The organism is Phycisphaerae bacterium (assembly GCA_035275405.1).
Taxonomy (GTDB): Bacteria; Planctomycetota; Phycisphaerae; order UBA1845; family UTPLA1; genus DATEMU01.
Map to the genome: position 1 here is coordinate 1 of DATEMU010000002.1, position 15740 is coordinate 15740.

At 62.1% G+C, this 15740-nt stretch carries 6 protein-coding genes; all 6 read left to right on the forward strand.

The genetic code is table 11. The annotated features are described in order from the left end of the window. The coding region (locus VJZ71_01370; protein HKQ46699.1) for a thrombospondin type 3 repeat-containing protein at positions 1-1654 on the forward strand (1654 nt) is incomplete at its 5' end. A gap of 746 nt (positions 1655-2400) precedes the next feature. Continuing rightward, the gene (locus VJZ71_01375) at positions 2401-4248 is read left to right on the forward strand and encodes a hypothetical protein (GenBank protein ID HKQ46700.1); all 1848 of its coding nucleotides are present in this window, start codon (positions 2401-2403) and stop codon (positions 4246-4248) included. 28 nt (positions 4249-4276) lie between these two features. Beyond that, positions 4277-4423, forward strand: a complete 147-nt coding sequence (locus tag VJZ71_01380; protein ID HKQ46701.1) for a hypothetical protein — start codon at positions 4277-4279, stop codon at positions 4421-4423. A 24-nt stretch (positions 4424-4447) separates the two neighbouring features. Beyond that, positions 4448-4666 (forward strand): hypothetical protein, encoded by a 219-nt coding sequence (locus VJZ71_01385; GenBank protein ID HKQ46702.1) that lies wholly within the window; start codon positions 4448-4450, stop codon positions 4664-4666. 374 nt (positions 4667-5040) lie between these two features. After that, entirely contained in the window at positions 5041-9111 is a 4071-nt protein-coding gene (locus VJZ71_01390) for an HYR domain-containing protein (GenBank protein ID HKQ46703.1), read from the forward strand. A gap of 618 nt (positions 9112-9729) precedes the next feature. Next, complete coding sequence (locus VJZ71_01395) at positions 9730-15552, forward strand: hypothetical protein (protein ID HKQ46704.1); 5823 nt, start codon at positions 9730-9732, stop codon at positions 15550-15552. The last annotated feature ends 188 nt before the right edge of the window (positions 15553-15740 follow it).

The following is a 15740-nucleotide window of genomic DNA, read 5'->3' on the forward strand; positions in this document are numbered from 1 at the left end:
CGACAACTGCGATCTGGTTGCCAACCCCGGTCAGGAGGATGGCGACAGCGACGGCGTGGGCGACGCCTGCGATAACTGCGTGGCGATTGCCAACCCCGGCCAGGAGAACGGCGACGGCGATGCGTTCGGCGACGCCTGCGATAACTGTGACGACATTACCAATCCCGGTCAGGAGGACTGCGACTCCGACGGAATCGGCGACGCCTGCGAGCCGGATTGCGATACCGACGGCATCCCGGACGACTGTGAGGACAACCAGTCCGACTGCGACAGCGACGGGACGCTCGATGAATGTGAGCAGGACTCCGACACCGACGGCATCCCGGATGACTGCGATGACTGTCCGAACGATCCCAACAAACAGACTGCCGGCGCGTGCGGCTGCGGCGTCTCCGACATGGATACTGACAGCGACGGGACACCCGACTGCAACGACCTTTGTCCGGACGATCCCAACAAACAGATTGCCGGCGATTGCGGATGCGGCGTCGCGGATGTCGATGCCGACTCCGACGGAGTCCTGGATTGCGAAGACAACTGTCCGGTGGATTCAAACCCCGGCCAGGAAGACTGCGATACCGACGGCGAGGGCGATGCCTGCGAATCCGACAGCGACTCGGACGGCGTTCCCGATGCCTGCGATATCTGTCAGGGCTTCGACGATGCCCAGGACGCCGACACCGACGGGATTCCGGACGGATGCGAGACCGGGGCCTGCTGCGGCGACTTCCAGAACAGTTGCGCGATCCTGTCCGAGGCGAACTGCCTTAAGTCCAATGGTAACTACCTGGGCGACGGCACGACCTGCGCGCAGGACGGCGACGGCGACGGCATTCCGGATTGTCGGGATTGCTGCCCGAATACACCGCCCGGCGCCATCGTCGACGAGAGCGGCTGCCAAGACCTCAGCGCCGCAGCCGGCGGACCGTACCGGAGACGTTGTCCGGACACGCCCGTGATCGTGACCATCCCGCTGAATGGCAGCCGCACCGGCCAGATCTCGACGTGCGATTGCCCGAACGGCGCCGTGACGGTGGAGTGGACCATCGATTGCCCGGGCATCACGATTCTGAACGCGAACCAGGAAGACGCCGTGCTCCAGATCGATACGAGCATTACGGGATGTCCGCTGGATTGCGACGTGACGTTGACGGCCACACTGGAATGTGCGCCCGAGGGCGAGGCATCGCCCACGGGGGTCGTCGTTCAGCAGGTCTCGGCGACGGCTCAGGTCGCACTCTTTGACGACTGCAATAACAACGACATCGATGACGCCAGCGAGGTCGATTCGGACGGCGACGGCATCATCGACGATTGCGACCAGGAAGAACCCGTGCCGCAACCGCTGCCCGGCGCCTGCTGTTTCCCCGACTCGACATGCGCGAGTGCGGCGGATGCGGCGGCCTGCTCCGCGGCGGGCGGCGTCTTCGCCGGTGCGGGCACCGACTGCTCGACCACAAGCTGCGAGTGCGGCCAGCCGGGCGGCGTCAGCCTGCTCTTCAGTACGCTCTCCTTCGCGCCGGTGTGCGGCGGGGGCTGCCTGATGATGATCCCGGCAACCGTTCTTGGATTCCTGACATTGCGGAGTACGCGGCGAACTCACAAGAAGCGGATGCGACGTGGTCGCAGCGATTCCAAGTCTGGAGGGCTGTAAAGCTGAGAATCGAGGTTGGGGAAGAAGCCTGGGGGCGCATCGCGCCCCAGGCAGGGCGGAGGCGATGGCAGCCTCCCCCCATGGCTCACTGCCTGATTGGCGAGGAGCCGTCCCAACCTGAGTTTCGCTGCGGCCAAGAGCGGTGCCGGGGGAACCGACTTCCAACGACGCTTGACTGTTAACGCACAGGAGGCCCGACTCGGTGGAATCGTCGGGAAACGCGGGCCCTTCGATAGCACCAACGTCCGGGCCGCTTATCGCCCCCGCAATGCCCCTTTTCGGGCACATCTAAGTCCCAATAAGCTGTTTTGATAAATTTGGTTATTTGCCGGTCCTTTTCTGTTTGACAGCCTTTTGGGTTAGGGTACAATTCTCAGGAAGCGTAACGGAGGAGGAAAGCCCATCGACGGGCTTCCGATCCAATTCTCACCTCGCAGGGGACGGGATCCACAAAACTCAGGCGTTTGATCGCAGTCGACGGCTCGACAGGCGGCGACGACCGGCTTATTGTCGCGGTTCTCATTGAGATTCGCACTCGGATGAAAGTTCCGTACGGAGGATTTATGTTTGGCTTCGGTAAAAATTGTCAGCGGACCATTTCCAAGGGCTGTAAGAAGTCATCCAAGGGCAACGGGGTCCTAATCCTCGCCGCCGCCTTGACGTTGGGCTTGTCGTCGTCGGCCAGTGCACAATGCTCAACGACGTGCGGCCCAGGCGACACAGTGGCGGTGTTTGGATTCAGCACCATGAACAGCAATGCCCCGGCCAACGGACTGACGCTGTCGGTGACCGACACGGGCATGACGACGCCCGGGGGCAATGTGCTCGTCGACTTTACATTCCGTGCATTATCCAATACGGATTTGCAAGGGATGTCCGCCGTGTGGTTCGACGACCGCTGCACTCCCACGCCTCCCCTCCTGACCCTCGCTGACATCATTGGCGATAATTCCAACGGCCATGTCGTTACGTTTTCGCCGGGCGCGTCGCCAGGCGATCCACCGAACAGCTCAAACGTCTGTCCGGACTTTGTTACGACGGATTCATTCTCGGCCGACGCCGACAGCGGCAGCGGTTGCGGCGGCGGCGTGTGCAGAGTTGACCCCGGCGAGTTTCTGACGGTTCGTTTTTCGTTGCAGACCGGCAAGACATATTGCGACGTGATTAACTGCATGCAACAGGCCCGGGAACTCCCCGCAGCCCGCCCAGGATGCGTTGATGCCCAGTCGATTGCAGGGTTGCGCGTAGCCGTGAACCTCGATTTCCCGGGACAGGGCTCTTCGGCGATGAACGGGCCGTGTGCCTTTATCGGCGGTGACTGCGATGAGGATGGAACGCCGGACGAATGCGAGCTGAGCTGCTCCGGGGCAGGCGGTTTCTGCGATATCTTTCCGGATTGCGGCGGGTCAACGGATTGCAATACCAACGATGTTCCGGATGAATGCGAAATGGATGTTTGCGACGACGGAGATCCCTGCACCGCCGACAGTTGCAACAGTGGCGCCTGCGTCCATACACCCATTCCCGGCTGCTGCAACGATTCCACGGACTGCGACGACGGGCTCTTCTGCAACGGCGAGGAGACCTGCGTGGGCGGCGTGTGCGTGGATGGGCCTGACCCTTGTCCGCCCGGCACGACTTGTAACGAGGAGTCTGACACCTGCGACCCGACCGGGGCCTGCTGCGGCGACTTCCAGAACAGTTGCGCCATTCTATCCGAGGTGAACTGCAACGATGCCAATGGTGAATATCTGGGCGACGGCACCACCTGCGATCAGGACGGTGACAGCGACGGCGTCTCCGACTGTATCGATTGCTGCCCAAGTTCACCGCCTGGCGCCATCGTCGACGAGACCGGCTGCCAGGATGTCGGCGCCAACGCCGGCGGACCGTACCGGAGGGCCTGTCCGGATTCGCCCGTGATCGTGGCGGTTCCGCTGAATGGCAGCCGCTCCGGCCAGATCTCGACGTGCGATTGCCCGGAAGGCACCTTGACGGTGGAGTGGACGATTGATTGCCCGGGCATCACGATCCTGAACGCGAACCAGGATAACGCCATGCTCCAGATCGATACGAGCATTACGGGCTGTCCGCTGGATTGCGACGTGACGTTGACGGCCACACTGGAATGTGCGCCCGCGGGCGAGGCAACGCCCACGGGGGTCGTTGTCCAGCAGGCGTCGGCGACGGCTCAGGTCGCGCTTTTTGACGACTGCAATGGCAACGCCATCGATGACGCCAGCGAGGTCGATTCGGACGGCGACGGCATCATCGACGATTGCGAAGAAGAGCCGGTGCCGCAGCCGACGCCACCCGGCGCCTGCTGCTTCCCGGATGCGACATGCGCGAGTGCGGCGGATGCGACGGCCTGCTCCGCGGCGGGCGGCGTCTTCGCCGGTGCGGGCACCGACTGCTCGACCACGAGCTGCGAGTGCGGCCAGCCCGGCGGCGTCAGCCTGCTCTTCACCACGCTTTCCTACGCACCCGTGTGCGGCGGGGGTTGTCTGATGATGATTCCGGTAACGTACATTGGATTTTTGACGCTACGCGGCCGGCGGCGGCATCGACATAAGTCAAGGCCCCGCTGTCGCTAACCGAATACTCTCGCTGGAGGATACTTTTATGGACCAGACTCTGGAACCGATCACCCAATTGTTCTTGAACATCTTTCCGCAGCCGTTCTTCTTGACGATGTTGGATGTCATCGCCGTGGTGTTTGAAGCCATTTTCGGCTTTTTCGGATTGAATGTCGGCTTTGTAGCGGTTTAGTTCGCGGCCGATAAGGAGTTCAAAATGCGTAATCGCTCGACTGTTCGCCGTCGAATGGGTCGCTGGATCAGCACCGTCGTCTGTGTTGTGATGATCGCGCCCTTGACGGGGTGCGCCTTCACCATCCCCGGCATCGTGGGATTCACGGCGGTGAGTTCGGTCTTTGGCGCCTTTCTCGGACTCATGCCGCTCCGATCGCAGGTCGGTACGGTGATCCGCGACGGCTTTGTCAGCATCTTCTAGGACGGCTCTTGCTCGCACACTGGCAGGGCATGGATGGTCCGTCTACGCGCCCCCTTTATAAAGTGGGGGCCGGGATCGTCTCGCACATCATTTCGCTACGAAACAACTCTCCGGGTTCGCAAGGCATCATCGTTTCCACAAGAGTCGTTTGACCGCCGTATGTGCTTGCGCTAGAATAGTTTGAGAAGCGATACGGAGGAAGTCAGTCCAATTCCGGAGCGGTCGATCCCATTTTCAACTCGCCGAGAATGGAACTTTTACAAACAGTCGCTCACCTGCGTTGACCACGCCGATCGCCGCAACTACAGACCTCAAGTGTCGTTTCTCCTTGCGCTTTTTCGAACTCGGTGAGCCCATTGGTAGCGGGAGGTCCTATGTTCGGTTTCGGCAAAATCATGAGTGGTTGTCACAGCAGATGTAAAGCCGCGTCACGAGCCAGGGCGATCCTGATCCTCGTCCCCGCGCTGTTGCTGGGCCACAACGGGTCGGCGAAGGCCGAAATTTTTCCGTTTCGAACGGTGCAGGGAAACCCTCCGATCATCCTGCCGGGCGTGACGGTCAACGTCCACCAGGGCGCTGGTGACACCGTCGAGTTTACCTTCGTCAACATCTGCAGTTCGAGCACCACCGCCCAGATCAAGGAGATCGCCTTTGCCGATCCTTGCACGCCCGGCGTTATCGTGCTCAACAGCGCCGCAATCGGGCCCGAGAATACTCCCGGCTGTACTCAGACGCAGACTCACAATGCCTGTCCGCCGACGAGCAATCCCCCTTGCGTCAACTATACGGTTGGCGGAAACCTTTCCCTGAATTTCGAGTGTCCGTTTGGGCCGAACATCGTGGTCCAGCCGGCAAATAACGATGGATCCATCGATAAAGGTGAATCCCTGACCGTCATATTCACCTTGAACCTCCAAGTCGGTGAAACGGCGGCTCAAGCGTTCGACCGGCTTCTGGCCTGTATGACGGGAGCGAGTTTTGATCCTTGCGTCCCCGGTTTGCGCGTGGGGTTCAAGTTTCAGGGTGGCGATCAAGGCGGCGGCGGGGCAAATGCCATCAATATTCCCTTTGCGTTTCCGCCCGAGGATTGCAACGAAAACGGCATTCCAGACGTCTGCGACATCAGTTGCAACGGTTTCAACGGCTTTTGCCAGGTTTTTAACCCGCTCTGCGGGCAATTTCCCGGCGGCTTCGGCGTACCGACACCGACCAATGTTCTCGCCACGCCGGCGCAACTTTGCCCGGGCGGCACCTCTTCGCTTTCCGCTGAAACCGTCGCGGGCAACACGCTCGAATGGTTCGTCGGATCCTGCGGCGGACAGATTGACCCCTTCGCCACTGGCTCCCCGGTGAGCACCGACGTGTTAACCCAGACCACGACGTTTTTCGTTCGCGCCAAATCGTCCACTGACTGTTTCAGCAGTTGCGCGCAGGTCACCGTCACCGTCGACGATACGACTCCGCCGGATGTCACGTGCCCGGCAGGTACAAGTGCGTCGGCCGATGCCACTTGCATGGCCGCGGTCCCCAACTACGTTCCCGACGTAACTGCCGGCGACAATTGTTCCCTCGCCGGAAACCTGGTGATTACGCAGAGCCCGACGGCCGGCACGCTGGTAGGCCTCGGCGCGACTCTGGTTACCGTGACCGTCACGGACGAGGCCGACAACTCGTCGATGTGCCAGGTCTCATTCACCGTCAACGACACGACCACGCCTGTTATCACGTCGTGCGGTCCGAACCAAAGCGCGTCGGCCAATGCGTCGTGCATGGCGCCGGTTCCGGACTTTATCGCCGGCGTGGTCGCTTCCGACAATTGCGCGACGATTGATCGCTCCCTGGGAACCATCTCACAGAACCCGGCGGCCGGAACCCTGGTCGGAATCGGGCCGCACACGATCACCGTCACGGTGAGCGACAATGCGACGCCGCCCAATACGGCCACGTGCACCGCGACGTTTACGGTCAATGACACGACCGGACCAACGATCACGACCTGTCCCACTGCGGTGACGGTGTTTGCAGATGCGAATTGCAATGCCCTCGTGCCGGATCTGACGCCGATGGTCGTGGCGACCGACAACTGTACGCTGGCAGGCGACCTCATCGTTGACCAGACCCCGGTGGCCGGTTCACCGCTGATGGGACTGGGATTGACGCCGATTCATATCACGGTCACCGACCCGGGCAGCGCCCTTATCGCGGAATGCGATACTAGCGTGACGGTCGTGGACAATATGCCCCCGGCGATCGACACGTGCGCCGGCCCGCAGAACATTCCGGCCAACCAGCCGTTGTGCACGGCCTTGATCCCCGACTTGAGAAACGGCGTCGCGGCGACGGACAACTGCGATTTCACGGTCTCGCAAGTTCCGGCCCCCGGAACATCCGTCGCCCTGGGACCCCATGACGTCACGCTGACGGTCACCGACCCCGCGAACCAGACGGACAGCTGCCTCACGACGGTCACGGTTGTCGACGTGACTCCACCGGCGATTGGGCAGTGCGCGCCTTCGCAAATGGCGGTGGCCGACTCGAGTTGTGAAGCGACGGTGCCGGACTTCACAGGCGGCGTGAGCGCCACCGACGATTGTTCGGCGGTCCCGAATTTGACAGTCACGCAGGTTCCTGTCGCCGGGACGGTCGTCGGCGTCGGTATGCATACCGTTACTATCACCGTCAGCGACGAGGCGATGCCTCCGAATACCAACATGTGTACGACGACGTTCACGGTCAACGACACGACGGCGCCCAACTTCGTTCAGTGTGCGGACGATCAAATGGCCACTGCGGACGGGGACTGTCAGGCGGCCGTGCCCGACTTTACTGGCGGCAACCTGGTCGTTGGCGATAACTGCAGCAGCACGGGTGAGGGCACGCTGACGATCACCCAGAGTCCATTGGCAGGTTCGCTGGTCGGTACGGGCGTTACCGTCGTGACGATTACGGCCGAGGACGATGCCGGCAACACGGAGACTTGCACGGCGACGTTTACCGTCAACGACACGACGCCGCCGGTTATCATATGCCCTGCATCGATCGACCAACCCTCTGATCCGGAAATGTGCGGCGCGAGCATTAACTATCCGCCGCCCGGAGTCAGCGACAACTGCGCCAATCGCGGCGATTGCGGCCCCGTGATGGTGAATTGCGAACTTCCTCCGGGATCGTTCTTCCCCGTGGGCACGACGACGGTCACCTGTACGGCAACCGACTGCACGGGCAACACGGCGTCTTGTAGCTTTACCATCACTGTCAATGACACCGATTCGGATAGTGACGGCGTCCCCAACTGTATGGACGATTGTCCCGCCACGCCGCCCGATCAACGGCCGATCGACTCGGCCGGTTGCTCCTGTCTCCAGGCACAGCAACAACTAGACCCCCTGGATGTCGACGACGACGGAGTTCCCGATGCCTGCGACAACTGTGTGGACGTATTTAATCCCGGCCAGGAAGACTGCGACAGCGACGGCATGGGCGACGCCTGCGAGCCCGACGGCGACTCGGACGGTATCCCGGATGATTGTGACGTGGGCGCGTGCTGTGGCGACTTCGCAAGTAGTTGCGCCATTCTATCCGAAGCGAACTGCATCAATTCCAATGGCACCTATCTGGGGGACGGCACGATCTGCGCGCAAGACAGTGACAGCGACGGCGTCTCCGATTGTCTCGACTGCTGCCCGGATACACCGCCCGGCGGGAACATCGACGCGTCCGGCTGTCAGGGGATCGACGCCAATGCCGGCGGACCCTATCAGAGGCAGTGTCCGGACCCGCCCGGCATCGTGAGCGTGCCGCTGCTGGGCATCCCGTCCGGTCAGATTTCGACGTGCACGTGCGCGGAGGGCGTTGTGTCGTCCCTGTGGACGACGAATTGCCCGGGAGCGACGATTCTGAATCCGACGCAGGCCAATGCCACGCTCCAGGTCGATACGCGAGTATCGGGCTGCCCGCTAGCCTGCGAGGTGACATTGACCGTTACGCTGGGCTGTTTGGACGAAGGACCCACCGGGGCCGCTGTACTCACGGCGTCGGCGACGGCCCAAGTCTCCCTTTTTGACGACTGCAATAATAACGGCATCCCGGACACCGACGAAGTTGATTCAGACGGCGACGGCTTGATCGACGATTGCGATCCGGACGGACCGGCCGGGCAGGCGATCGGTGCCTGTTGTTTTATGGACTCCACTTGCCAGCCTGTGCAGGGAGCGACTCCAGATGCGGCAGCAGCCCTCTGCACGTCCTTGGGAGGCAATTTCGCGGGTGATGGCACTGACTGCCTAACGACGAGCTGCCAGTGCGGGCAGCCGGGCGAAATCAGCCTGTTGTTCACTACGCTGTCCTTCGCGCCGGTGTGCGGCGGGGGTTGTCTGATGATGATCCCGCTTACCGTCCTTGGATTCCTGAAACTTCGCAGCCAGCGGAAGGCGAGGTCCAGTTGAAATTGACTGCGTACCTCGCTTGAAGTCCCTGGAGCCGATCAGGCCATCCCCCGAATCGTGGAATTCGTGGCGGTAAGTGCGGACTCCCTGACCTTTTGCGGACTCATGCGCTCCGGTCGCAGGTCGGCTCGTTGATCCGCGACACCATTGTCCGCATTTTCCAAGATCGACTCCGCGCGCTTATGGGAACCCTCGGCAATTGCTGAGCCGTGCGCCTTTTTCGAGACGCTGCGATCGTCGCGCACCGCGCCAATTGCTTCACATTGGAGCCTCCGAGGCTACGCCGGTCGTTACGATTCGATTGACTGTCTGTATATACTTGCGTTAAAATGATTTGAGAGCGTGACGGGGGATGTCTGCCCGAATCGGGGAAAGATTCGTTTTTCACCTCGCGGAGGACAGGTTTTTTGATTAATGCTGGTGAATCGTGCTGGTTGTGCGAGACGCCAAAAGTTCGGACTCACTGTATCAACCGCCATTCCGCTTTTCGAAATCGAGTGTGGCATCAAAAGAGGGGAGTCGTATGTTCGGCCTCGGAAACGTCACAGGGCCCACTCGTCCCCCCACTAGCGAACGCGAACGGCTTTCCGACCATTCAGGAATTCCGGGAATGGCGTCATGAAACCGGCCGCGAGGACTCGAAAGCTCGTGTCGTCGGCCGTGCTCGCGGCGGCGCTGGTCGTACACCTTGCCTGTGACACTATTCCGACGGAACCCGAGCTGCTCTCGTGCGGGCCTGCTCAGGTCGACGCTATTCCTCGTCCCCCCGCTGGCCTCCGTACCGGGGAAGCTACGACCGAACGCTCCATCCTCGTGGACTATCGCGACAGGCTGCGTTTTCGCGACTGGACGGGCACCAATTGGGGGCCGCTCCAGGCCATGCCTGGCATCCCGTCGGAGGCACGATGGGTCGTGACACGCAACTGCCCGACTGTGAGTTGCGGACAGATTGCCTGCGGGGTCATCGATCAGGACAGAGACGCCTTTGTGCTTTTATTCAACGGCTCGACGTGGGGCGAGCCCCTGCCGATTGCGCAAAACGTCACATCGAACGAAACCATCCGCGCGCTGGATATGGCCTATCTCAGTTCGAGTAGATTGTTGGTCGTCTACGGGACGCGCAACCGGGGTCAGCTTGGCTATCGCCTGGGTACTGGCAGCGGCAGTGTTACGACTGAGCAGATTCTGGACATTCCCGGGGCAGGCAACCTCGGCTTCGTCGCGTTGTATGTAAGCCCTCGGAGCGATCAAGCGATTCTGCTGGTCCTTGACAGCAACAAAGATCTCTTCCTCGTCCCCTGGACAGGAATCGGTTGGGGGACCGTTACGACCCTGACCACCAACGCGGCCGCTGACAACACCGAGTGTTTTGCGGCGGCCTTCGAGGGAGAGACGGGACGCGCACTCGTCGTCTACGGCGAAGACGGAGCGTCGTCCGCGTCATCAGTCATAGTGGAATGCGGCAGCGCTTCGTCCGCCGTTTCTGTCCCGTTGGCCCCTGCCAGCGACAACAATCTGGCCTGGTGTCGCCTGGCCGCGGACCCGTTCAGCAACACCATCCTGTTCGCAGCAACCAAGCGGAGTGGTGTGCTGATGGCCAACGAATGGAACGGATCCGTGTGGGGCGCATCGCAGGAATTTGCGACCACTCCCTTCTCGGACCGCCGCACGTTTGACATTGCGTTCCAAGTGGGGGCCCCGCAAGCGGTGATCGCCTATGGCATCGACGGCACCAACACCTGGGCCCTCCGGACGTGGAACTTCCAAGGGTGGTCGGAACAGTTCAACGCCGGACGCAACGTCGGTTCCAGGCCCGGCCTGATCTCGCTTGTTCCGGGGCAGAGCGTCGGGGAGATATTCACGTTTGTTTCGAATGAGGAAGGCGTCCTCGGTCACAGCCTCTGGACGGGCAACAACTTCATCCATGGCATCAGAGTGAACGGCGCCTTGCCGGACGACGGTCGTACGCAGGCGTTTATGGCCACCGGCCGCGCGCCGATAGCGGTGACTGAACCGCCTGACGTACTTGTGACGATACCTGGCGGCGCGCTCAACCTCGCCGAGGGCGGCGACGCGGTGGCCATCAGCCTGGCGCTCAACCCGGCGCCGTCCGCAGATGTTCACGTTTCCGTGTTTCCCGGCGCTCAGTTGGATATCGGCAGCGGTCCGGGCGTGTCCAGACAATTGACGTTCCCGGCGTGCAGCGCCAATGTGCCGCAAGTCTTCTCGGTCATCGCCTTCGATGACGAAATGGCCGAGGGCACGCACATGAGCCAGCTAAGTTACACGCTGAACAGCATCGATCAGAACTACAACGCATTCGACGTCCCGCCAACGCCGGCCACCATCGCCGACAATGACGTGGCCGCCATCATTTTTTCGGCGCTGACAGGGACCCAGGTTCGCGAGGGCACCGGCGACGCGGTCTCCTACACGTGCAAGCTGGGGTCGCAGCCGATGGCCAACGTACTCGTCACGATCACGCCACCGACCGGCTTGAATGTGGGACCGGGCTTGGGAACGGGCCCGGGAGTGCCCATTGTTCTGACATTTACGCCATCTAACTTCAAGACGCCGCAAACCATCACGGTGCGATCGATCGACGACCAGGTCGCCAACGGGACGCGCGTGCTGCAAGTGACGCACACGTCCTCCAGCAGCGACGCGGCCTACAACGCCCAGCCGATCGCCAACGTGAGCGTGACCGTGCTGGACGACGACGTCGCGGGCGTACAAATCAATCCGCCGGGCGGCGGGCTCAACGTATCGGAGGGCAGTGCGGTCCCGGACACCTACAGCCTGGTGCTCACATCGGAGCCGGTGGCGGACGTGGTCATCACCGTACAGCCTGATGGGCAGCTCAACCTCGGGGCCGGGCCGGGCATCGGCGTTCCCCTGACCTTCACGCCGGCCAATTGGAACGCGCCGCAGGTGGTCTCCGTGCTGGCCAACGACGACCCGGTAGCGGAAGGCAATCACTCCGGCGGCATCACCCACAACGTGGCCAGCGCCGACCCCGCATACGCTGCCCTCTCCGTGCCAAACGTGGCGGTGCAGATCACCGACAATGAAGTGGCTGGCGTTACTGTGACCCAATCGGGGGGCACGACGCAGGTCTCCGAGGGCGGCGCGACCGACACCTTCACGGTCGTGCTGAACTCTCAGCCCAGCGCCACCGTGACGATCAACGTGACGCCCGACAACCAAGTCGATCTCGGCAGCGGCGCGGGCATTGCCATTCCGCTGCTGTTCACGGCAGCCAATTGGAACCTCAATCAAACGATGACCGTGGCTGCCGTGGACGACGCCGTCGCCGAGGGAGTCCACGTCGGGACGATTGCGCTTACCTCGGCCAGCGCGGATCCGGCATACAGTGGATTGCCGATCCCGGGCTTCAATGTACAGATTTTTGATAATGACAGTGCCGCCGTGCTCATCGTTGAATCGGAGAATTCGACGGCGGTGACTGAGGGCGGGGCCACCGACAGCTTGACGGTCCGACTGGCGTCCCAGCCGACCGCCGACGTGACGATCACTCTCTCGCCCGATCCCCAGTTGGATGTCGGAAGCGGCGGGGGCCTGCCTTTGAATCTGCTGTTCACGTCGGTGAACTGGCAGACGCCACAGCCGGTGAACGTGGTGGCGGTGGATGACGCCGTCGCCGAAGGTCCGCACATCGGGGCGATTGGCATCACCACCGGCAGCGCCGACCTGCTTTACAACGGCCTGGTCGTCCCCGATGTGGTCGTGCAGATCACCGACAACGACGCGGCCGGTGTCCGCGTGACCGAGACGGACGGAACCACGCAGGTGACCGAGGCCGGCATCGGCGACAGCTTCGATGTGCAGTTGAATTCCCAGCCCACGAGTGACGTGACCATCACAGTGACGCCCGACGGCCAGCTCGATCTCGGTGCAGGCGCCGGTATGGCTGTTCTGCTGATGTTTACGACGGCCACGTGGGACACACCGCAGACCGTTGCGGTGGCAGCCATGGACGACTTTATCGCCGAGGGGACCCATTCGGGCTCGATTACGTTCAATGTCGCGAGCCTGGATGGGGCCTACCACGGGACGGCCGTCCCCGATGTCAGCGTGCAGATCACCGACAACGACCTCGCCGGCGTCCTTGTGACCCAGTCCGGCGGCTCGACGAGTGTCGTCGAGGGGGGATCGGCGGACAGCTTCACCTTCGCGCTCAGCTCCCAGCCCGGCGCCGATGTCACGATTACGGTAACGCCGGGTATCCAGCTCACCCTGGGAGCCGGACCGGGCGTGGCCATTGCCCGGACATTCACCCCGCTCAACTGGCAGACGCCGCAGCAGGTCAATGTGTTGGCGGCGCAGGACGACATCGCGGAGGGCACGGATACGGCCCAGATCGCCTTTTCGGTGGCCAGCGTGGACACGGCCTACGACGGGCTCGCTGTGCCGGATATATCCGTTCAGATCACCGACAATATCACGGCCGCCGTGTTCATCATCGAATCGGGTGGAATGACGCTGGCCGTCGAGGGCGGCCCGTCGGACGATTTCCTCGTGCTGCTGGGCTCGCAGCCGGTGGCGGATGTGACCATCACGGTGACGCCGGACGCCCAGCTCGATCTGGGCAGCGGCGCGGGCCTGCCCATCAATATTGTGTTTACATCGCTCACTTGGGACATCCAGCGGCAGGTCAGTGTGTCGGCGGTGGATGACGCGGCGGCCGAAGGCCAGCACAGCGGAAGCATTTCATTCGCCACGGCGAGCGCGGACCCGAACTACGACCTCGTTGTAATTCCCGATGTGGTCGCGCAGATCTTCGACAATGACGTGGCCGGTGTGTCGTTGGTGGAGTCCGACAATGTCACAGAAGTCGCCGAGGGCGGAGCGACCGACAGCTTCACGATCGGACTCAGCTCTCAGCCCGTCGCTGACGTGACGATCAACGTGTCCCCCGACAGCCAGCTCGATCTCGGCAGCGGTCCCGGTGTGGCCGTCACGCTGACGTTCACGACGGCCAACTGGGACCTCGCGCAGGCGGTGACGGCGCTCGCCGTTGATGATGCGATCGCGGAGGGTCCGCATACCGGCGCCGTCGCTATTCAAGTTGCGAGCGCGGATGGAGCTTACGATGAACTGGTCGTGCCCGGTGTATCCGTCCAAATCCTCGACAACGACTCGACCGGCGTCGTGATTTCCGAATCAGGCAACGACACCAGTGTTAACGAGACCGGTCCCACGTCGGACGATTTCTCGGTGCAACTCTCGTCGGAGCCGACTGCCGATGTCAACGTCACTTTGGCGACGACGGCGCGGCTCGACCTGGGCGCCGGACCCGGGCTGCCGTTGATACTGACCTTTACGTCCGCCAACTGGAATATTCCGCAGACCGTCAATGTCACCGCGGTCGACGACGTGTTCGCCGACGGTTCGGGCATCATCGATATCGCCTTCGCCGTGGGAAGTTTCGACACAAGCTACGCGGGGATGCTTGTGCCTCCGGTCCATGTGAACCTCATCGACAACGATGCTGCCGGGTTGACGAATTCGACCGGCGGCCAGGCGCTGCAGGTTTCGGAAGAAGGCCCGACGAGCGAAAACTTCAGCGTCGTGCTGGATTCTGAGCCGCACGCCGATGTCGTCGTGCAGGTGAACCACAGCGACCAAATGGATCTGGGCGCCGGGCCGGGCGTCGCTGTCTCGCTGACGTTCACGCCGGCCGCATGGAATGTGCCGCAGTTGGTGACAGTGACCGCCGTGGACGATTTCGTTGCAGAGGGCCCGCATGCCGCAAATATCAATTTCACGCTCGTGAGCGCCGATCCCGTCTATGACGGCCTGGCCGCCGCATTCGTGGCGGTCGCGATTGCGGACAATGACCAGGCGGGCCTCACTTTTCCGGATGGCACGGGCTGGCTGCACGTCGCCGAGGGTGGCGGGAGCGCGGCTTATTCGATCGTGTTGACGTCCCAACCCCGCGCCACGGTTACGGTAGCCATACAGCCGGATGCGCAGCTCAACTTGGGCACCGGGCAGGCTGTCGCGGTCGGATTGACTTTCACGGCGGGAAACTGGAACGTGCCGCAGCAAATCGACGTGATGGCGGTGGACGATGCCGATGCCGAGGGTCTTCACAGCGGCCTCATTCAGTGCCAGACAGCCAGCGCCGATCCGAACTACGACAGTCCGGCCATTCCGGACGTCATCGTGGTCATTGACGACAACGATGCGGGTGATGTGGAAGGCGGAGGAGGAGATGGCAGCGACGAATGCCCGATTCCTCCGGAGGGCGCTGGCGAGATTCCCCCGGACGACCATGGCGTGTGCTGGCTTTCCAGTTTCCTCTTCTTTGCGCCCGTATGCGGTACGGGGTGCATGGTCCCGCTCATCATGACCTTTGCATGTTTGGTTACGGCCCGGGCTCGCAAGAGAATTCAACGGACTTGCCGCCAGGGGTGACCGCCTCGCTTGGAGGGTCATGCCATGGCCAAGCCCCCCTGAAAACGATCACGCAGGTTCTTCTGAATCTCTTCCCGCCGCCGGCGTTCTAGTTCATGCTGGGGGGCCTGGCAGGTATATTGAGGCCCCTTTTCGGCTTTTTGGGCTTGAATGTCGGCTTCGTCGCGGTTTAATACGCGGACAAGAAG